General features: G+C 71.3%; 22 protein-coding genes. 8 read left to right on the forward strand and 14 right to left on the reverse strand.

The genetic code is table 11. The annotated features are described in order from the left end of the window. Positions 1-8: 8 nt before the first annotated feature. From MK786_RS09780 to MK786_RS09790, 3 genes are all read right to left on the reverse strand, one after another. Positions 9-1,064 (reverse strand): polyprenyl synthetase family protein, encoded by a 1,056-nt coding sequence (locus MK786_RS09780; protein WP_241112042.1) that lies wholly within the window; start codon positions 1,062-1,064, stop codon positions 9-11. Positions 1,065-1,149: 85 nt separating this feature from the next. After that, positions 1,150-1,896, reverse strand: a complete 747-nt coding sequence (gene ubiE, locus MK786_RS09785; RefSeq protein ID WP_308220037.1) for a bifunctional demethylmenaquinone methyltransferase/2-methoxy-6-polyprenyl-1,4-benzoquinol methylase UbiE — start codon at positions 1,894-1,896, stop codon at positions 1,150-1,152. A 41-nt stretch (positions 1,897-1,937) separates the two neighbouring features. Continuing rightward, entirely contained in the window at positions 1,938-2,486 is a 549-nt protein-coding gene (locus MK786_RS09790) for a DUF402 domain-containing protein (RefSeq protein WP_241112043.1), read from the reverse strand. Positions 2,487-2,508: 22 nt separating this feature from the next. Between MK786_RS09790 and MK786_RS09795 the strand changes: the two genes are divergently transcribed. Next, positions 2,509-3,801, forward strand: a complete 1,293-nt coding sequence (locus MK786_RS09795) for an isochorismate synthase MenF (RefSeq protein ID WP_241112044.1) — start codon at positions 2,509-2,511, stop codon at positions 3,799-3,801. Between the two features lie 172 nt (positions 3,802-3,973). On the opposite strand, the gene MK786_RS09800 is transcribed toward MK786_RS09795, so the two are convergent. Together MK786_RS09800 and MK786_RS09805 are read right to left on the reverse strand one after the other, a co-directional pair. Further along, positions 3,974-4,870, reverse strand: a complete 897-nt coding sequence (locus MK786_RS09800; RefSeq protein ID WP_241112045.1) for a permease prefix domain 1-containing protein — start codon at positions 4,868-4,870, stop codon at positions 3,974-3,976. Further along, a complete protein-coding gene (locus MK786_RS09805; protein WP_241112046.1) occupies positions 4,867-5,220 on the reverse strand; it encodes a PadR family transcriptional regulator in 354 nt (117 codons plus the stop codon). Before MK786_RS09805 ends, MK786_RS09800 begins: the two co-directional genes overlap by 4 nt. Before the next feature lie 80 nt (positions 5,221-5,300). Here MK786_RS09805 and MK786_RS09810 point away from each other — a divergent pair, with 80 nt between their 5' ends. Further along, positions 5,301-6,065 carry a class I SAM-dependent methyltransferase gene (locus MK786_RS09810; protein WP_241112047.1) on the forward strand — a complete coding sequence of 255 codons (765 nt, stop codon included), beginning with the start codon at positions 5,301-5,303 and terminating at the stop codon, positions 6,063-6,065. A 15-nt stretch (positions 6,066-6,080) separates the two neighbouring features. On the opposite strand, the gene MK786_RS09815 is transcribed toward MK786_RS09810, so the two are convergent. The 3 genes from MK786_RS09815 to MK786_RS09825 form a co-directional block, all read right to left on the reverse strand. Then, on the reverse strand, positions 6,081-6,944 hold the full coding sequence (locus MK786_RS09815; RefSeq protein ID WP_241112048.1) for a polyphosphate kinase 2 family protein: 864 nt from the start codon (positions 6,942-6,944) through the stop codon (positions 6,081-6,083). Between the two features lie 149 nt (positions 6,945-7,093). Continuing rightward, positions 7,094-8,905 (reverse strand): 2-succinyl-5-enolpyruvyl-6-hydroxy-3-cyclohexene-1-carboxylic-acid synthase, encoded by a 1,812-nt coding sequence (gene menD, locus MK786_RS09820; protein WP_241112069.1) that lies wholly within the window; start codon positions 8,903-8,905, stop codon positions 7,094-7,096. Between the two features lie 5 nt (positions 8,906-8,910). Next, positions 8,911-9,390 carry a PLD nuclease N-terminal domain-containing protein gene (locus MK786_RS09825; protein ID WP_241112049.1) on the reverse strand — a complete coding sequence of 160 codons (480 nt, stop codon included), beginning with the start codon at positions 9,388-9,390 and terminating at the stop codon, positions 8,911-8,913. Between the two features lie 109 nt (positions 9,391-9,499). Here MK786_RS09825 and MK786_RS09830 point away from each other — a divergent pair, with 109 nt between their 5' ends. Next, positions 9,500-9,790: a DUF4229 domain-containing protein gene (locus MK786_RS09830; RefSeq protein ID WP_241112050.1), complete on the forward strand. Its 291-nt coding sequence runs from the start codon at positions 9,500-9,502 to the stop codon at positions 9,788-9,790. Positions 9,791-9,820: 30 nt separating this feature from the next. On the opposite strand, the gene MK786_RS09835 is transcribed toward MK786_RS09830, so the two are convergent. Then, positions 9,821-10,801 (reverse strand): 1,4-dihydroxy-2-naphthoate polyprenyltransferase, encoded by a 981-nt coding sequence (locus MK786_RS09835; protein WP_241112051.1) that lies wholly within the window; start codon positions 10,799-10,801, stop codon positions 9,821-9,823. 115 nt (positions 10,802-10,916) lie between these two features. Between MK786_RS09835 and MK786_RS09840 the strand changes: the two genes are divergently transcribed. Beyond that, on the forward strand, positions 10,917-11,300 hold the full coding sequence (locus MK786_RS09840; RefSeq protein ID WP_241112052.1) for a VOC family protein: 384 nt from the start codon (positions 10,917-10,919) through the stop codon (positions 11,298-11,300). Between the two features lie 155 nt (positions 11,301-11,455). Here MK786_RS09840 and MK786_RS09845 read toward each other — a convergent pair whose 3' ends face one another. The 5 genes from MK786_RS09845 to MK786_RS09865 all read right to left on the reverse strand — a co-directional run bounded on the left by MK786_RS09845 (position 11,456) and on the right by MK786_RS09865 (position 15,708). After that, positions 11,456-12,610: an AMP-binding protein gene (locus MK786_RS09845; protein ID WP_241112053.1), complete on the reverse strand. Its 1,155-nt coding sequence runs from the start codon at positions 12,608-12,610 to the stop codon at positions 11,456-11,458. A gap of 4 nt (positions 12,611-12,614) precedes the next feature. Further along, positions 12,615-13,511 (reverse strand): 1,4-dihydroxy-2-naphthoyl-CoA synthase, encoded by an 897-nt coding sequence (locus MK786_RS09850; protein ID WP_241112054.1) that lies wholly within the window; start codon positions 13,509-13,511, stop codon positions 12,615-12,617. Positions 13,512-13,543: 32 nt separating this feature from the next. Next, complete coding sequence (locus MK786_RS09855) at positions 13,544-14,344, reverse strand: LLM class F420-dependent oxidoreductase (protein ID WP_241112055.1); 801 nt, start codon at positions 14,342-14,344, stop codon at positions 13,544-13,546. A 62-nt stretch (positions 14,345-14,406) separates the two neighbouring features. Next, positions 14,407-15,369 carry a permease prefix domain 1-containing protein gene (locus MK786_RS09860; RefSeq protein ID WP_241112056.1) on the reverse strand — a complete coding sequence of 321 codons (963 nt, stop codon included), beginning with the start codon at positions 15,367-15,369 and terminating at the stop codon, positions 14,407-14,409. Between the two features lie 3 nt (positions 15,370-15,372). Beyond that, positions 15,373-15,708 carry a PadR family transcriptional regulator gene (locus MK786_RS09865; RefSeq protein ID WP_191763904.1) on the reverse strand — a complete coding sequence of 112 codons (336 nt, stop codon included), beginning with the start codon at positions 15,706-15,708 and terminating at the stop codon, positions 15,373-15,375. A 134-nt stretch (positions 15,709-15,842) separates the two neighbouring features. Between MK786_RS09865 and MK786_RS09870 the strand changes: the two genes are divergently transcribed. The 4 genes from MK786_RS09870 to MK786_RS09885 all read left to right on the forward strand — a co-directional run. After that, positions 15,843-16,808: a TIGR03885 family FMN-dependent LLM class oxidoreductase gene (locus MK786_RS09870; RefSeq protein WP_241112057.1), complete on the forward strand. Its 966-nt coding sequence runs from the start codon at positions 15,843-15,845 to the stop codon at positions 16,806-16,808. Then, a complete protein-coding gene (locus MK786_RS09875; protein ID WP_241112058.1) occupies positions 16,805-18,466 on the forward strand; it encodes an alpha-amylase family protein in 1,662 nt (553 codons plus the stop codon). The genes MK786_RS09870 and MK786_RS09875 overlap by 4 nt, the downstream gene beginning before the upstream one ends. Positions 18,467-18,524: 58 nt before the next feature. Continuing rightward, positions 18,525-18,701, forward strand: coding sequence for a hypothetical protein (locus MK786_RS09880; RefSeq protein ID WP_241112059.1), 177 nt, complete (start codon positions 18,525-18,527; stop codon positions 18,699-18,701). Positions 18,702-18,720: 19 nt separating this feature from the next. Further along, a partial coding sequence (locus MK786_RS09885) for an o-succinylbenzoate synthase (protein WP_241112060.1) occupies positions 18,721-19,506 on the forward strand: 786 nt, incomplete at its 3' end.

Here is a 19,506-nt window from a genome sequence, read left to right on the forward strand (position 1 = left end):
TCGGCGCCTCAGCTCGAGCGGTCGGCCACAGCCTGCGCGAAGCGCGTCAGCGCCTCGCGCACCGGGCCATCGGGAAGGGGGGTGAGCGCGTCGACGGCCTCGCGCGACCACGCGTTCGCGAGGTCGAGCGTGGCCTGCGTCGCCTCATGGTCGCGGAGCTCCGCGAGCGCATCGTCGAGGATCGCCGGGTCGGCACCGTCGGAGATGCGCGCGACGCCGTCGTCGATCCGCGTGCGCAGGGCGACGGAGCCGGCGTCGGTGCGCTGCCCGAGCACGAGGTACGGCATCGTCGGCACGCCGGCGCGCAGGTCGGTGCCGGGCACCTTGCCGGTCTCGTCAGGGTCGGCCGACAGGTCGATGACGTCGTCGAGCAGCTGGAAGGCGACACCGGCCTTCTCGCCGAAGGTCACCATCGGCGCCTCGAACTCGGTGGGGCCGTTCGAGAAGATCACGCCGGCCTGCGCGGCCGCGGCGATGAGCGAGCCCGTCTTGTCGGACAGCACCTGCAGGTAGAAGTCGACGGGGTCGTCGCCGTCCTGCGGACCGACCGTCTCGTGCATCTGGCCGAGCACCAGGCGCTCGAACGTGTCGGCCTGGAGCTTGATGGCGTCGTCGCCGTACCGGGCCATGATCTGGCTCGCACGGGAGAAGAGGATGTCGCCGGTGAGGATCGCGATGCTGTTGCCCCAGATCGCGTGCGCGCTGGGGACTCCGCGGCGCTTGTCCGCGGCATCCATCACATCGTCGTGATACAGCGAGCCGAGGTGCGTCATCTCGAGCGCGGTCGCACCGTCGATGACCTGCTCCGTCGCGCCGTCGCCGAGCTGAGCGGTGAGGAGGGCGAGCATCGGGCGCACGCGCTTCCCGCCGGCCTCGTAGAGGTAGCGGCTGGTGGCGTCGGCGAGCGAGTCCGCGACGCGCAGTTCGCGCTCGAGCGCGTGGTCGACACGCTTCAGGCCCGCCTCGACCGCGGAGAGGAGCTTGCGGGACCTCGGGCCCGCGAAGACACGGTCGGTGAGGCCCAGCTTGCCCGCGATGCGCGAGCCCGGCGCTGAGGGAGTCACACGCCCAGCCTACCGGGGCTGCGATTCGCCTCGGTCCGCGCGGTCCCCCACGGCGGCCGGGGACGCGTCGTCTCGCGCCCCCCGCTCACCGACCGGAGGCGACGAGGGGCTTGGTGGCGCGGTGCAGGGCGACGATGCCCATCGAGAGGTTGCGGTGCGCGACATCCGTCCACCCCGCCTCGCGGATCCACGCCGACAGCGTGCGCTGATCGGGCCAGTCGCGGATCGACTCGTTGAGGTAGTCGTACGCGTCCGCGTTCGAGCTCACGGTCTTGGCGACGACCGGCAGCACGCGGTCGTTGTAGAAGCGGTAGAGGCCGCTGAACACCGGCGACGGCGGGTGCGAGAACTCGCAGATCACGAGGCGGCCGCCGGCGCGGGTGACGCGCAGCAGCTCGGCGAGCGCCTTCTTCGGCTCGTTCACGTTGCGCAGCCCGAACGACATCGTGACCGCGTCGAACCCGTCATCGTCGAACGGCAGGTCGGTCGCGTCCGCCTCCACGAACGTCAGATTCGGGATGCCGCCGTGCCGCCGGCGTCCTTCCGCGATCATCCCCGGCGAGAAGTCGGCGGCGACGACGCTCGCGCCGCTGCGGGCGAGCGCGACGCTCGAAGCACCGGTGCCGGCCGCGAGGTCGAGGATGCGCTGACTCCGCCGCGGCGCGACGGCCCGCGTGGTCGCCGCCCGCCAGAAACGGTCGTTGCCCATGCTCAGCACGGTGTTGGTGCGGTCGTACGCCGGCGCCACCTGGTCGAACATGCCGCTCACGCGCGACGGGTCCTTGTGCAGGTCGGCGCGATTCGGCTCGTGCTCGGAGGGGTGCGATGCCACCCGTCGAGTCTAGGCGGCGGGCCGGGCACGGGCACCCGTGGTCACCCGAGGCCGAGCTCCGCGAGTCGGGCGAGCCACACCTCGGCCGTGGCGTCGTCGAAGGGCGGGATGCGTCCGAGGACCCGTGTCTCGAGGTCGGCGGCGAGCGCTTCGAGGTGCTCGACGATGTCGAGCGGGTAGCCGTACTCGACGCGGTGCTCGTCCCATTCGTCCTGATCGTCGATGTAGACGCCGCGGTCGGCGTGGTCGACGACGTCGAGGTCCATGTCGATGCCGGTGGGCTCGCCGTGCTGCCAGCGGAGGTCCCAGGCGATGTCGATGTAGATGCGGGTGCGGTGGGGGGCGGCGTTGTGGGTGTAGGCGAAGTCGCCGCTGGGCGGGAGGAGGGTCACATTGGGATGCTGCGGCTCGAACACCCTGCCGGGCCGCGAGCTGTCCCACCCGGGCAGCTGGCCGAACCAGTCGCCCCAGCGGTCGCGGCCGAGGTAGACGCACTCGTGCACCCAGTGCGGCCCGCCGTCCCATTTGCGCCAGCGGAACAGCAGCCGGGTGCCCGGGGCGGGACGTGCGGAGACGGCGTCGTCGGTCACGGGGCGAGTCTAGGCTTGACGTGTGACCTCTTCGCTCCGCCCGCCGAAGCTGGTGGTCGAGACCCGTGAGTTCGCGACGGTCGACGATCTGCTGTCGTACACCGATCCGGGTTCCCCGCTTGCCTGGCTGCGGCGCGGCGAGGGAATCGTCGGCATCGGCACGGTCGGCGGCTACGAGACCGGCCTTCCGGGGGCACTTCCCGGGGCCGGGCAGCCGAGCCCGGCCGACTGGTGGCGCGGGCTCTGCGCCCATGCCGAGATCGATGACCCGATCGGACTGCATGGAACCGGCCTCGTCGCCTTCGGCACCCTCGTGTTCGACGCTCGCTCGCAGGCGTCCAGCCGCCTGATCATCCCCCAGCTCGTCGTCGGACGGCGCGACGGACGCTCGTGGATGACCCGCATCCGCTGGTCGGACACCGAGCTGCCCGAGCCGCCGGCCGAGCCCGTGCCCTACGGTCCGTACTGGTCGGCCACCCTCGGCCCGGGCGCGCTCGACCCCGAGGGCTACCAGGCCGCCGTGCGCGCCGGGCTCGACGTCATCGCCGCCGGCGAGGTCGACAAGGTCGTGCTCGCCCGCGACCTGGTGGGAACCGTTCCCGCCGGCTCCGACCTTCGCCGGCTCGTGCGTGCGCTGTCGACCGGCTATCTCGACACCTGGACCTTCGCGGTCGACGGCCTCATCGGTGCGAGCCCCGAGACGCTCGTGACCGTGTCGGGCGGCGAAGTCACGGCCCGGGTGCTGGCGGGGACGTTCCCGCGCGGCGCCGACGCAGACGACGACGCCGCGGCATCCTTCCGCCTCTCGCACAGCGGCAAGGACCTCGACGAGCACCAGTTCGCCGTGCAGAGCGTGCTCGATGCCCTGGCCCCGCACGTCAGCTCGGTGCGCGCCGACGATGAGCCGTTCGCGCTCGAACTGCCCAACCTCTGGCACCTCGCGACCGACGTGGCCGGCGAGATCGCCGACCACGCCTCCGCGCTCGACCTCGTCGCGGCGCTTCACCCGACCGCGGCGGTGGCGGGGACGCCGACGGATGCCGCGCTCGAGGTCATCCGCCGGCTCGAGCCGTTCGACCGCCGCCGCTACGCCGGCCCGGTCGGCTGGGTCGACGCCCACGGCGACGGCGAGTGGGCGATCGCGCTGCGGTGCGCCCAGATCGGCGCGGAGCCGGCGCGGCGCTTCGCCGAGTACAGCGAGACCATCCCCGTCGTCGCGCACGCAGGCGCCGGGATCGTGGCCGGCAGCGACCCCGAGACCGAGCTGCTCGAGACCCGGGTGAAGTTCCGCCCGATCGTCGACGCCCTCGCCTGAGGCCGGGGCGCCGGACGCCGCTGACGCCCGGTCGTGTGCCGCAACATCGGAGATCGTGGCGACACGCCGGGGTTCGTGCCCGGCCACGCGGCGTGGCGGCCGCGGCATCCGATTCTGCGCACGCGTCCGCCGCCGCGCAAGCCGCCGCGCACATGACCGCGAAGCCGGCGGGTCAGGACGTCTTGTCGGGGGCGAAGAGCATCCGTGCGAGGACGAGCATCATGGCCGCGAAGCCGCCGGCGAACGCCAGCGGCGCCCACCACCAGCCCACGGTGAAGACGAGCACCGCGATGACGGCGAAAGTGACGATCCAGATCGCGACGGTGTAGAGGCCGAATCGCGCCGCGGTCTCGGGCTCGCGCTCGAATCGGTTGGCGGGCTCGCGGGCGAGCGCCTGGCGCGTCCATGCCTTGTGCCGGTTGGTCTGGCTCGCGCCGAGGAAGGCGAACAGGATGATCGACGCGATCACGCCGAGCGCGGCGAAGACGACGCACCATACCGGCAGCGCGCCGACGGCGACCATGAATCCGAAGGCCACGCCGTACGCGGCGAGGAACGTCGCGCCGGCGAAGCCGCCGGCCCGGTTCTCGGGCATCGGGTGGTTCGTCGTGGTCTCCTGCGCGAGGGTATCGCCGACGAGGAGTCCGAGTCCGGTCGACGCCATGCCGAAGAGTCCGATGAGGGGCCCGGCGACGAGCGGGAGGACCCCGGTCGCCCCGAGCACGCCGAGCACGATGCCGACGATCGCGGCGAGCGACCAGACCACGGCGCGCACGACATAGCCGACCTCGAGCTTCACCCGGTGGCGCTGCTGCAGGGCCGCGTAGTCCTCGCGCGGCGTTGCGGCTGCGGCATCCGTCGACTCGGCGACCAGATCACGCACGTCGCCCAACTCCGCGACCGCGCGCCGAGCGGCATCCGCAGGCGTGCTGCCCGCCTCCTCCAGTTCGGCGGCGCGTGCGAGCAGGTTGGCACGCATCTCCTCCTTGAGGTCCTGCGCGTCGGCGGTCATCTCGATGCTCCGGAACGCTTCGTCGAGAAAGCGGTGGATGTCGGTGTTCTCTCTCATTTCTCCGTGCCCTTCGCGTCGAGGAGCGAGTCGATGATGCGGCGGGTGGCGTTCCACGCCGCGACGTTGCTGCTGAAGACCGCGCGACCGGCGTCGGTGATGCGGTAGTACTTGCGGCGGCCGCCCTGCGTCTCGTCGCCCCAGTACGACTCGACGAGTCCGTCCTTCTCGAGACGTCGATACGTGGCGTAGAGAGTGGCTTCCTTGATCTCGTGGCCGCCCCCGGTCGCGTCGCGGATCGTCTTGTAGATCTCGAACCCGTACCGGTCGCCCCGCCGGAGCACGCCGAGCACGATCGTGTCGGTGTGGCCGCGCAGCAGGTCTGCTGCGAACGCGTCGTCCTTTGCCATGTCGGGTACTGTATCAGATCTAATACTCCATGCAACATGCTTCTATGTCCGATCCACCACCCCGGTCCTAGACTGCGGGTATGTCGTTCGATGTGGCGGCGGAGGCCTACGACCGGTTCATGGGGCGCTACTCCACGCCGCTGGCCGAGACCTTCGCCGAGTGGGCGCGACTGCCCGGGCACGGCCGCGCGCTCGACGTCGGCTGCGGTCCGGGCGCGCTGCTCGCGGTGCTGTCTCGACGGTTCGGCCCCGACGAGGTCGCGGGCGTGGATCCGTCCGAGAGCTTCGTCGCGGCCGCGCACGACCGGCACCCGTGGGCGGACGTGCGGCACGGCATGGCCGAGGCGCTGCCGTTCGAGGACGACACGTTCGACGCCGCGCTCGCGTCACTGGTCGTGCATTTCATGACGGATGCCGCCGCCGGCGCCCGCGAGATGGTGCGCGTCACCCGCCCCGGCGGTGTCGTGGCGGCCTGCGTGTGGGACTTCCCGGGGCGGCGCGCACCGCAGTCGACGTTCTTCTCGGCGCTCTCGGCCGTGGTCGAGGGAATCGATGACGAGACCGACCGCGTGGGCGCCGCGTCCGGCGACCTGGTTGCCCTCCTGCGGGGCGCCGGCTGCACCGAGGTCGAGGAATCCGAGCTGTCCGTCGCCGTCGACTACGCGGGGTTCGACGAGTGGTGGGAGCCGTACACGCTCGGGGTCTCCCCCGCCGGCAGGCAGCTGCAGGCGCTGTCGGAGGAGCAGCGCGGGCTCGTCCGCGAGCGGTGCGTCGAGTCGATGCCCGCCGGGCCGTTCACCGTGACGGCCACCGCCTGGGCGGCGCGGGGCGTGGTGCCGCGGTGAGCGCAGGTCGTGCCGTCAGGTCAGCGCAAGGCGCTTCTTCTCGGCCTCCACGTCGAAGTCCGCCTTCGGCCACTGCGGGTCGATCTCCTCGAGAGCTTCGAGCAGCAGGTGCTGCACCGCGAGGCGCGCGTACCACTTGCGGTTCGCGGGCACGACGAACCACGGCGCGTGATCGGTGGACGTGCGCTCGAACACCTGCTGGTAGGCGTCCATGTACTGCGGCCAGAGCTGGCGCTCGTCGACGTCGCCGGGGTTGTACTTCCAGTGCTTGTCGGGGCGGTCGAGCCGCTCGGTCAGCCGCGCCTTCTGCTCGTCCGACGAGATGTGCAGCATCACCTTGATCACGCGGGTCCCGCTGCCGGCGAGCTGCTCCTCGAACGTGTTGATCGCGCCGTAGCGCCGCTCGATCTCCTCGTGCGGGGCGAGTTCCCGCACTCTGCCGATCAGGACGTCCTCGTAGTGCGACCGATCGAAGACGCCGATGATGCCCGGCTCGGGCACCCGCTTCGCGACGCGCCAGAGGAAGTCGTGCTCGAGCTCCTCGGGCGTCGGCTTCTTGAACGCGGTGATCGATACGCCCTGCGGGTCGACCGAGCCCACGACGTGACGCACGATCCCGCCCTTGCCCGCGGAGTCCATCGCCTGCAGCACGAGCAGCACGGCGGCGTTCGTCGCATCGACGCGGCTGCGGGCGTAGAGGCGCTCCTGGTACTCGTCGAGCTGCATCGAGCCTGCCGCCAGATCTTCGGCGGCCTGCACCTTGTCCTCTTCGTATCCCGGCGTGGCCTGCGCATCGACGTCGGCGAGCACGAAGCCCTCTCGTACGCGGAGCATGTCTGCGACATCGCCCGACCAGTGCTTCTGACTCTTCGCGATCATGTGCCCATCATGCCGACCCCGGCCAGGTCCGCGCGTGCCGGATTCAGGAGACACGCCGCGCGGGGTGCGAGCGGCGGCCGGCCGCGGCGTGTCTCCGTCCGGTGTCACGCGAACCGGGCGTGCCGAAGAGCAGGCGAGCGGATGCCGCGCTACCGCGCGAGCGGGACTTCGATGAGCTGCCGCCCGCCGGCGGGCGCCGTGAGGGCCTGGTCGAGCTGGGTGCGGGTCGTGACGCGCTGATACTCCCAGCCGTACGCGAGCGCCAGGTGCTCGAGTCGCACCGAATGCGGCGTGTACAGCACGCGGTCCATAGCGTCCGCACCGGCGACTCCGGCGACCTCGAGACCGTCGAAGATCGTGCCACCGCCGTCGTTGCCGACGATGACCTGGATGCGCGGCTCGGTCTCGCCGGGTGGGAGGAGCAGCGCACCGACGTCATGCAGCAGCGCGAGGTCGCCGAGCAGCACGCGCGTGACGCCGGGACGCCCGGCGGTCTGGCTCGCGATCGCGATGCCCGTCGCCGTCGCGACGGTGCCGTCGATGCCGGCGAGGCCGCGGTTCGCATGCACCGGCACCTTCTTGCCACCGAGCAGGTCGTCGGCGACGCGCACCAGGCGGGAGGAGCCGAACATCAGCCGGTCGTGCGGCCAGGTCGCGCGCCACACCGCGTCGGCGAGCACGGCCCGGTCGATCGGTGCGCGCGCCGCCGCCAGTTCGGCGGCGATCGCGCCGAGCCGTTCCTGCGGCACCGCGGACGTGAGCCCTTCGGCGTCGGGTGGCGGCGGAGCGAGATCGACGGATGCCTCGCGCGACGCGTGCAGCCAGGCGCCGAGCCATTCCCGGTCGGCGTCGCCGGTTGCGACGGCGACGGTGTCGACCGCGGTCGTGGCACCGTTGAGGTTGAGCGGCTCGCCCGGCCCGCGCAGCGCGATGACCTCGACCTCGGGGTCGGAGAGGAGCGCGGCCACCTCGCGGCTCAGAGTCGGATGGCCGAGCACGATCGCGCGCTCCACGCGTCCGCCGAGCTCGGGAGCCCGCAGCAGCGCGCGGTAGCCGTGGACGAGGTACCGGCCGAAGCGAGCACCGCTGACGATCTCGGCGATGAGCGGCCACCCGCCCGCATGCGCGAGCACCTCGGCGTCTGGGCCGGCGTCGGATCCGGCGACGACGACCGTGCGCGGGCCGCGCACGACGACGAACGGCTGCTCCTCGGGATCATCGGGCACGTCCGAGACGCCGATCCCACCGCCGCCCTGATAGAGCGCACCGGATGCCTCGTCCTCGGTCGCCGGGTCGGGAGCAGGCGGACCGTCGGGGTCATCGCCGGCGGTCGAGGCGAGTTCCGCGGTCGGCACGCCGAACCACGCGGGCAGGTCGCCGGCGAGCGGCTCCCGGTAGGGAAGGTTGAGGTGCACGGGCCCGGCCGAGCGCAGGCCCTCCCCCAGCGCTGCGGCGACGGCCTCTTCGGCGACCCGCCGCAGCATGACGCTCTGCTCCTCGTCGCCCTCGGTGTCGCACCCCTCGGGCACCGGGAGGTCGGCCTCGTAGCGCACGCTCGGCGAGAACATGCCCGGCTGCCGTGTCGTCTGGTTCGCCCCCACACCGCGCAGCTCGGGAGGCCGGTCAGCCGTCAGCAGCAGCAGCGGCACACCGGCGTGGTGCGCCTCGAGCGCAACGGGCATGAGGTTCGCGACGGCGGTGCCGGACGTGCAGACCACGGCCGCCGGCATCCGTGATTCGCGTCCGATGCCGAGCGCCGTGAAGCCGGCAACGCGCTCGTCCACGCGCACATGCAGACGCACCGCTCCACGCCGCTCGAGCTCGGCGGCGACGAGGGCGAGCGCCTGCGAGCGCGATCCCGGGCTGAGCACGATGTGCTCGACGCCGAGTTCGACCAGTCGGCACAGCAGCGCCGCGGCGGCATCGGTGGCGGCGGAGGCGAGTCCGCTCCCACCGCTGATCTCGGTCAGTTGACGGCTCCGCGCTGGCCGCGCTCGTCACCTTCGTCCGACGGGCGGACGGGCGGATCAGCGGGGGTGTCGGCCGGCGGTGCCGACGCGGCCGGCGACGTGTCTGCCGTGGCGGGTCCGGCTGCGGCGTCGGGTCCGTCGATGCTCCACCGCGGGTCGTCGGCCTCGGCGTCGAGCTGTGCGAGCTCTTCCTCGAGGCGGCGGATGCGCTCGTCCTGGTCGCTCACCACGCCGATGCGTCCGAGGAACTCGGGATCATCGTCGGGCGCTCGCCGCGCGGCGAGCGTGGCACGGCGCGTGCGGCCGACGAGAAGCCACAGGACACCGCCGAGCACGGGGATGAACACGACGATGAGGATCCAGATCGGCTTGCTCACACCGCGGTGCCTCGTGGGAGGCTGCACCGCGCAGTCCACGATCGTATAGACCCAGAAAGCCGTCGCCACCAGGGCCAGGATGAGCAGGGCCCGTGTCATGCTCCCCATCCTAGGCGAGCATCGTGCAACGCGGCCCTGTCGTGACCGAACCGTCGTCTGGCAGGACCGCCCCGCCGGAGCGCACCGCGGGCTCGATTACGATGGACGCGTGAAAGCCCGCTCCGCCCTCGTGTACACGGTGCTGCGGCTCCTCGCTTTCCTGGTGCCGTTCGGCCTGCTGATGCTGCTGCCGATCATGCGCGAGTACTACTGGCTCGCCGCGATCTTCGCCGCGCTCATCGGCCTGAGCCTGTCGATGCTGTTCCTGCGTCGTCCGCTCGACGAGATGAGCGCAGGCATCGCCGAGCGCCGTGATCGATCGCGCGCGGAGCGAGCGGTGAGCGACGAAGATGCAGAGGATGCCGCGGCCGGCTCGACCGAGTCCCGCTCCGGCGACTGATCCCGGCGTGCGCCGGCACCCGGCGGGAGCTCAGCCGATGAGCGCCCACGCGAAGAATGCCGCGTAGGCGAGCGAAGTCAGCGACGTGAGCCCGAGCGCGACCACGAGCTCACGCGGGTCGCGGTAGGTCCAGACGATCAGGATGGCCGGCAACCCCGCCAGCAGCACGAGCAGCGACAGCCACGCGATCGGATAGAAGAGCGCGAGATAGGCGGCGATCACGAACGGCGCGAGCACGAAGATCGTGAACAGCCAGCGCGTGGCCGTACGGCCGATCAGGGTCGTGAGCGTGCGCTTGCCCGAGGCGCGGTCCTGGTCGATGTCGCGCAGGTTGTTCGCGAGGAGCACGGCGCACGCCAGCAGACCGATGGCGACCGCGCCGAACCACGCCTCCTGCGGCAGGGCGAACGCCTGCACCCACGTCGTGCCGAGCGTGGCGACCAGCCCGAAGAACACGAAGACGAAGAGCTCACCCAGGCCGTAGTAGCCGTACGGCCGCTTGCCGCCGGTGTAGAACCACGCGGCGAGGATGCACGCGGCGCCGACAGCGAGGAACCACCACTGCTGGGTGCGGATCGTGATCGCCAGCCCGGCGACCGCGGCGATCGCGAAGAACACCAGCGCGACGGTCAGCACCGCGCGGGGCTTCGCCTTGCGCGACGCCGTGAGCCGGGCCGGACCGACCCGGTTGTCGTCGGTTCCCCGGATGCCGTCGCTGTAGTCGTTGGCGTAGTTGACGCCGATCTGCAGCGACACCGACACGATGAGGCAGAACAGCGCGATCACCCAATGGAAGACGTCGACGACGAGGATCGCGGCCGCGGTGCCGACGACGACGGGGCTGATCGCGAGGGGCAGCGTGCGCAGGCGGGCCGCGCCGATCCAGTCGCGCGCGGTGGCCGGCTCGACGGCGCGGGGATCACCCGACTGACGCGCCTTCTGCGGGTTGCCGCGGGAGGGCTGCTTCTTCGGACCCGGATGCCTGCGCTTCTTGCTGGAGGTGCCTGCCACGAATCGCCATCCTAGAGGGCGCCGCGATGAGCCGCCCCGAGGCGACGCCGGGTTGCAGGCACGCGCCCGCGCAAGCCCCTCGCCGGATGCGCCCTGCAGGCGCACAATGACAGCCATGCTGAGCATCGGAACGATCGTGCTGACGGTGGAGGACATCGCCCGCGCCGCCGACTTCTGGCGGGGCGCCCTGGGCTACGTGGACAGGGGCGAGCCGAGCGAGGACTGGCTCATCCTCGACCCACCGGACAAGGCCGACTGGGCGTCTCCCGGCGCGAGCGTCGCGCTGTCGGTCACGGGGTATCCGCAGCACTATCCCCCGCGCATCCACCTCGACCTGTACGCCGAGGATCAGGCGGCAGAGGTGCGCCGGCTGCTTACGCTCGGCGCGCGCGAGGTCGACTGGCACGACTACCCCGACGACGCCGACTGGATCGTGCTCGAAGACACCGAGGGCAACCGCTTCTGCGTGGTCGACACCGGCCCCTACCCCGGGCACTGAGCGGCACGACGAGCCCTCGCCCAGGCATCCGCAGCCGAAAACAGGAGCTCTGGCGAGAACAGGATCTTTCCAGCGGAATCGTCCTGCGTCCGCCGGATCTCCTGTTCTGGGCAGCAAGAATCTTCTGGGCGAGGCGAGCGGTCGGCCCGCGCGCGTCAGTGAAGGGACGCGACGGCGCGGCGGATCGCCTCGCGATCCGGCTTGCCCGACGGCAGGGTCGCCAGCTCGTCGACGAGCACGAGCCTCGCCGGGCGCGCGTGCGGGCCGATCGCGTCTTTGACGGCGGCCCGCGCTTCTTCGAGCTGCACGGACTCGCTGCGGCGCAGCACTTCACCCCGGGTGGCGACGACGACGGATGCCTCGCCCCAGCGCTCGTCGGGCACGCCGACGACCACCGCGCCCGACAGTCCGGGCACGGTGCGGACGATGCGCTCGACGCGGTCCAGCGAGATGTTCACGCCGCCCGAGACGATCACGTTGTCGATCCGGCCGCGCACACGCAGGACGCCGTCTTCGAGGATGCCGGCGTCGCCGGTGCGGTACCAGCGGGCCCCGTCGGGGGTGCGGGGGAACACGGCGTCCGTCAGCTCCGGATCACCGAGGTAGCCCTCAGCCAGCACCGGCCCCGAGACCTGGACCTCGCCGCGCATGATCCGCAGGCTCACGCCGCGGAGCGGGACGCCATCGTAGACGCAGCCGCCGCAGGTCTCGGTGGCGCCGTAGGTGCGGACGATGCGCGCGCCTGCGGCCTCGGCCCGCTCGAGGGTCACCGGCGGCAGTGCCTGCCCGCCGACGAGGATCGTCTCGAACGATCGGAGGGCGGTCAGCACCGTGCTGTCGTCCTCGGCCGCATCGAGCAGGCGCGACAGCTGCGCCGGCACGAGCGACGTGTAGGTCGGGATGCGCTGGCCTCGATCGCTCGAGGCCATCATCAGCGCGGCGGCCGCGAACCCCTGGGGGGTGAACGATCCGCTCAGCACGGCGGGCTCGCGATCGGCGACGATCGAGCGGACGAGCACCTGCAGACCGGCGACGTAGCTCGCGGGGAGCGCCAGCAGCCAGGCGCCCTCGCCGACGCGGTCGGCCGTCGCCAGCGCGCTGGCGGTGAGGGCGTCGCGGCTGAGCACCACGCTCTTGGGCACGCCGGTGGATCCCGAGGTCGTCACCACGACGGCCGTGCCCGGCCGCACGTCGCCGGGCAGCTCGCTGACCATGCCGAGCCCGAGCGCCGGACCGGCGCCGTGCAGTGCGCTCTTCAATGCCCTCAGGATGTCGCGGGGGTCGTCGCCGCTGACGGGCTCGAGTTTCATGGCTTCAGTACTGCCAGGGGTATGGGGCCCAGTCGGGCTCCCGCTTCTCGAGGAATGCATCGCGTCCCTCGATGCCCTCATCGGTGCCGTAGGCGAGGCGCGTCGCCTCGCCGGCGAAGACCTGCTGGCCGACGAGGCCGTCGTCGACCGCGTTGAACGCGAACTTGAGCATGCGGATCGCGGTCGGCGACTTCGTGAGGATCGTACGGGCCATCGCGATCGCCTCGCGCTCGAGCTCGGCGTGCGGTACCACCCGGTTCACGGCACCCATCTCGTAGGCGCGCTGCGCCGAGTACTCCTCGGCGAGGAAGAACACCTCCCGCGCGAACTTCTGGCCGATCTGCCGGGCGAAGTACGCCGAGCCGTAACCGGCGTCGAAGGATCCGACATCCGCGTCCGTCTGCTTGAACCGCCCGTGCTCGGCGCTCGCGATCGAAATGTCGCACACCACGTGGAGCGAGTGGCCGCCGCCGGCCGCCCATCCCGGGATCACGGCGATGACGACCTTGGGCATGAAGCGGATGAGCCGCTGCACCTCGAGGATGTGGAGCCGGCCGGCGCGCGCCGGGTCGGTGACGGTGTCCGTCTCGGAGTACTTGTAGCCGTCGCGCCCGCGGATGCGCTGGTCGCCGCCCGAGCAGAACGCCCAGCCGCCGTCCTTCGGGCTTGGCCCGTTGCCGGTCAGCAGGATGACGCCGATCCGCGGGTTCTGGCGCGCGGCATCGAGCGCCTGGTACAGCTCGTCCACGGTGTGCGGGCGGAAGGCGTTGCGCACCTCGGGCCGGTCGAATGCGATGCGCGCGATGCGCCCGTCCTTCGACACGTGCGAGGTGATGTCGGTGAAGCCGTCGGTGCCGGGTGCCGGCATCCACTCGGCTTCGTCGAAGAGCTCCGAGACCATGGGCTCCAGCCTAGGGCGCGGGATGCCGCCGCTCACGCGCCGTTCTTGGCGTCACGCCACCGCAGCCACGACTTCACGAGGTCGTAGTCCCAGTCCGGACCCCCGAAGCCGAGCGTGAACAGCCGCACCCCGGCGTCGTACAGCTCGTCGGCGACGTCCTCGCCGCGTCGCTTGAGCTCGTTCGAGACGATGAGCCCCGAGGTGTCGCGCCCTTCGCGGTCGGCCCATCGCTCGATCACGCCGAGCTTGTGCGCCAGGTCGTCGGGCCGCACGAAGCTGTGCCAGATGTCGGCGTGGCGCGCCACCAGCCGGAGGGTCTTCTGCTCGCCCTTGCCGCCGATCATCACAGGGATGCGCCGGGTCGGCGCCGGGTTCAGCTTCTGCCAGCGCGCCTCGATGCGCGCGAGCCCGTCGGCGAGGTCGTCGAGGCGCGAGCCGACGGTGCCGAACTCGTAGCCGTACTCGTCGTAGTCGCGCTCGAACCAGCCCGAGCCGGTCGCGAAGATGAAGCGGCCGGTGCCGCCCTTGGCCGAGATGTGGTCGATCGTGCGGGCCATATCCGCCTGCAGGTCGGGGTTGCGGTAGCTGTTGCAGTTGACCAGCGCCCCGAACTCGACCCGCTCGGTCTGCTCGGCCCACGCGGCGAGCATCGTCCACGACTCGAAGTGCATCCCCTCGGGATCGCCCGACAAGGGGAAGAAGTGATCCCAGTTGAAGAGGATGTCGACCCCCATCTCCTCGAGCCGGAGGACGGCGTCGCGGAACGCGGAGTAGGGGGCGTGCTGCGGTTCGAGCTGCACGCCGAGGCGCACGGGGGTGTCAAGAAGGGGCATGGGAAGAGCCTAAGCGGGTGGGAGGCCGAGGGCTCCGGCATCCCACCCGCCCTTCTCCTGCGTCAGCGGGCGCGGTACGCCTTCAGGTAGGCGTCGACGGAGTCCCATGCGGCGATCGCGATGACGCCGAATCCGAACACGGTGGTGACGACCGCGGTCACGGTGCCAGCGTCCTCGGGCACGAGCGTGGGGAACAGCGCGGGGTTGACCAGCAGCTGCTGCGAGAGCAGCCACAGCGCACCGCCGGCGATCACGAGGTTCAGGAACAGGTTCACGGTCGCGGATCCCATGTTCCAGCCGCCCTTGGCGTGGACCGAGATGGCCAGCAGCGCTTCGAGGACCATGAGCACGAAGAGCGCACCGATCCACCACGGCCACAGCGCCGGCGAGAGGAAGGGCATCCAGCCCTCCGGCGCTGAGTACACGACACCGACGAAGTGGTCCCACAGGATCGCGCCGGCCGCGATCGCCAGGAAGATCAGCGATGCGACCAGGTCACTCAGGCCGGCGCCACGATCCTTGAGCTCAGGGAGGTCGTCCGGCGTCCAGTCCTTGACGACGCCGGCGTCGGTTCCCCGCTCGGATCGCTCGACGATGAAGAACACGAGCGTGGTCCAGAAGGCGATGTGGACGATGACGCTCAGCGTGACGCTCACGACGTTGCCGATGATGGTGCCGACGCCAGCCCCCGAGAGCGTCTGCCCGAGCGCGACGCCGAACGCGGCGCACGCGGGCACGATCGCCCACAGCAGCTTCAGCAGGCGCCACCACGTCAGGTAGTAGCGCGGGCCGATGAGCCACAGCGGCCGGTCGGTGTAGCCCGCGGCGAGCGTGTCGGGGTCGCCGAGATCGGTAAGCACCGCACGTTCGGCCGTATCGCGCGGCTCGCCCTCGGCGATGCGGGACTCGACCTGGTCGTCGATCGAGCCGCGCAGCTCTGCGGACAGGTCGGCGCGCTGCGCCTCGGGAACGGTGCGCATCGCGGCCGCGACGTAGCGGTCGGTCAGGGTCGTCTTCATTGCCATTTGTCAGTCCTCCTGCGGAAGGGAGTCGATCGCGGTGGCGATCGCGTGGAACTCGTCGGTGAGGGCGGCCGCGAGGCGGGAGCCTGCGGCGCTGGTGCGGTAGAACTTGCGGGGCCGGGCCTCGTCGGTATTCCACTCGCTCGTGAGGTGCCCCTGCTTCTCGAGCCGGCGCAGCAGCGGGTACAGGGTGTTCGCGTCCGTCGGGAATCCGCGATCCCCGAGCTGTTCGAGCAGGCCGTACCCGTATCCCGGCTGCTCGAGCAGGCGGAGACAGGCCAGCACGATCGTGCCGCGCCGCAGCTCCTGCAGGTGCGTGTCGAGGATCTCGGATTCGCTCATGGCTCACACTGTACTGTGTGACACACACTATCGTCAATCACACTTTGTAAGCTGTGACACCTTGTTTGCGGGGACCCACTCGCCTGGCCCGCAAGTGCCTTGAGCCAAGCGGGATCCCCGTCGAGACTCGGACGATGGTCTTCGTCGGATACCACGCCTCGCATGAACAGCTCCCCCCCAGCGCTCTGCTGACCTCCGTCGTCGGCGCGGAGCGCGCCGGCTTCGACGGAGCGATGTGCTCCGACCACCTGGCGCCGTGGGGCGTGCGGCAGGGCGAGTCGGGCTTCGCGTGGTCGTGGCTCGGCGCTGCGCTCGCCGCGACGTCTTTCTCACTCGGCGTGGTCAACGCGCCCGGACAGCGCTATCACCCCGTCGTGATCGCGCAGGCCATCGCGACGCTCGAGGAGATGTTCCCCGGGCGGTTCTGGACGGTGCTCGGCAGCGGCGAGGCGATGAACGAGCACGTCACCGGCGACCCGTGGCCGTCGAAGGACGATCGCAACGCACGGCTCGACGAGTCGATCGACGTGATCCGTCGCCTGCTCGCGGGCCACGAGGTCACCCACGACGGCCATGTGCGCGTGCACCGCGCCCGCATCTGGTCGCTGCCCGCCCAGCCTCCCCCGCTGTTCGGCGCCGCGGTCAGCGCCGAGACCGCCGGCTGGCTCGCCGGACGGGTCGACGGCCTGGCCACCGTCGCGCAGGAGCCGGATGCGCTGCGCCGCGTCGTCGACGCGTACCGCTCGGCGGGGGGCGCCGGACCGTGCACCCTCCAGGTCCATCTGTCGCTGGCGGAGACGGATGCCGCGGCCCTGGCCCTCGCGAAGGATCAGTGGCGCAACGGCCTGATCGGGCCCCCGCAGGCGTGGGACTTCGACCAGCCCGAGGACTTCGACGCCGCCGTCGGCGAGCCGGACGAGGGCGAGCTGCGCAAGGCGGTGCTGGTGGACTCGGATGCCGCATCCCTCGCCGAGCGCATCACCGAGCTCACCCGCATCGGCTTCGACCGCGTCTACCTTCACCACGTCGGCAAGGACCAGAACTCCTTCCTCGACCGCGCCGCCTCCGAGCTGCTCCCGGCCCTGCGGAGGACGCTGTGAAGATCACCGACACGAGCGACCTGTGGTGGAAGACCAGCGTGGTCTACTGCCTCGACGTCGAGACCTACCTCGATTCGAACGGCGACGGGATCGGTGACTTCACCGGCCTCGGCCGGCGCATCGGCTACCTCGCCGACCTCGGTGTGACCTGCCTGTGGCTCATGCCGTTCTACCCGACTGCCGACCGCGACGACGGCTACGACGTGACGGACTTCTACGGCGTCGACCCGCGGCTGGGCACGCACGGCGACCTCGTCGAGGTGGTGCGCACGGCGCGTGACCACGGCATCCGGGTGATCGTCGACCTCGTGGTGAACCACACGAGCGACAAGCACCCCTGGTTCGTCGCCGCGCGTCGATCGAAGACCTCGCCGTTCCGCGACTTCTACGTGTGGCGCGACGAACCGCCGGCGAACAACGTCAACGCGGTGTTCCCGGGCGAGGAGAGCACGCTGTGGGAGCTCGACGAGAAGAGCGGCCAGTACTACCTCCACAGCTTCTACAAGCACCAGCCCGACCTCAACATCGCCAACCCGACGGTGCGCGACGAGATCGCGAAGACGATCGGCTTCTGGCTGCAGGTCGGCGTGTCGGGCTTCCGAGTGGACGCCGTGCCCTTCCTCCTCGAGGTGCCCGAAGGCGAGGCCTTCGCCGATCCGCACGAGTACCTCCGGGATCTGCGCCGCTTCCTGCGGCGACGATCGAAGGAGGCCGTGCTGCTGGGCGAGGTCAATCTCCCCTACAAGGAGCAGCTCGACTACTTCGGAGCCGGGAAGGGCGAAGAGCTCACCCTGCAGTTCGACTTCATCGGCATGCAGGCGCTCTATCTCTCGCTCGCCCGCTCCGATCCCCGGCCGCTCGCGAAGGCGCTCCGCGCGCGTCCGCCGATCGAACCCGAGGCACAGTGGGCGAACTTCGTGCGGAATCACGACGAACTGACGCTCGACAAGCTCACCGAGAAGGAGCGCGACGAGGTCTTCGAGGCGTTCGCGCCCGACGAGCGGCAGCGCGTCTACGGGCGTGGGATCACCCGCCGGCTTCCTCCGATGCTCGGCGGCGACCCGCGCCGCATCCGCATGGTCTACAGCCTCCTGTTCTCCCTCCCCGGCACCCCGGTGCTCTTCTACGGCGAGGAGATCGGCATGGGCGAGAACCCCGAGATCCCCGGCCGCCTGGCTGTGCGCACGCCCATGCAGTGGAACGACACCCGTAACGGAGGCTTCTCGACCGCCCCGCCGTCACGACTGACGGCGATGCCGCCCGAGGGCGGCTATGCGCCCGCGCACGTCAACGCATCGGCTCAGCTCAACGACGAGGGCTCGCTGCTGCAGTTCATCCGCCGCCTCGCGGCGCGCTACCGCATCTCTCCCGAGATCGGGTGGGGCGAGGTCGAGATCCTCGAGCACGACGCCCCCGCGGTGCTCGCCCACTCGGTCTCGGCCGACGTCGGACGCATGATCGCACTCCACAACTTCGCCGAGGAGCCGACCCGCGTGCAGCTGACCCTGGGCGACGAACCGGAGGGCACCCAGCTCAGCGACCTCTTCGGCCCCGACCGTCGCGATCTCGACGACGGTGGTCGCGTCGACATCGAGCTGCCCGCGTACGGCTGGACGTGGCTGCGTGTCGAGCGGCCCGGAGACGGGCGCCTCGGCTGAGCGAAGAAGGATTGCCGGGGATGCGCGGCCGTGCGACGATGACTCGAAGGAGGCCACCATGACCGCCAAGCCCTCGCTCGTCGCCCGCATCCGGCACGCCCTGTTCGGCAAGCCGCTCACCCACGAGGAGGCGCAGGCGCGTCACGAGGCGCAGGTCGCCACGGCGCGCAGTTCAGCGAGCGGCGAGAACGGCGCACGCGGACGCTCCGTCCAGAATCAGACCTGGTACTTCTGACCCGGGCATGATGGGTCGCGTGAGCAACGCCATCCCTCCGCTGTCCGAACTGCTCGCTTCCGCCCGCGTCGTCGCCCTCCCGCTGGCAACGCGATTCCGCGGAGTCGATGTGCGCGAGGCGCTGGTGTTCGAAGGGCCGGAGGGCTGGACCGAGTTCTCGCCCTTCGTCGAGTACGACGACCGCGAGGCGGCGACCTGGCTGGCCGCCGCCATCGACTTCGGATGGATGCCGCAGCCCGCGCCCGTCCGGAACGAGATCCCCGTCAATGCCACGGTGCCCGCGGTGGCCGCGGCATCCGTCCCCGCCGTCCTCGCCAGGTTCGACGGCTGCCGCACGGCGAAGGTCAAGGTCGCCGAGGCCGGGCAGCGGCTGTCGGACGACGTCGAGCGCGTGCGCGCGGTGCGCGAGGAGATGGGTCCGGAGGGGCGGGTGCGGATCGACGCGAACGGCGCCTGGAACGTCGACGAAGCCGAGCGGGCGCTCCACGCCCTCGCCGAGTTCGACGTGGAGTACGCCGAGCAGCCGTGCGCCACGGTCGAGGAGCTCGCCGAACTGCGCCGCCGCGTGAATTACATGGGCATCCCGATCGCGGCGGACGAGAGCGTGCGGAAGGCGTCGGATCCCCTCGCCGTCGCGCGCGCCGGCGCCGCGGACCTCCTCGTCGTCAAGGCGCAGCCGCTCGGCGGCGTGCGGCGAGCGCTGGCGATCGTGGCCGAGGCCGGACTCCCGGCCGTGGGGGGGGGGGGGGGGGGGGGGCCCCGCGCCGCGGCCCCCCGGGGGGGGCGCCCGCCCCGGCCCGCCCAC

Source organism: Microbacterium sp. CFH 31415 (assembly GCF_022538185.1).
Taxonomy (GTDB): domain Bacteria; phylum Actinomycetota; class Actinomycetes; order Actinomycetales; family Microbacteriaceae; genus Microbacterium.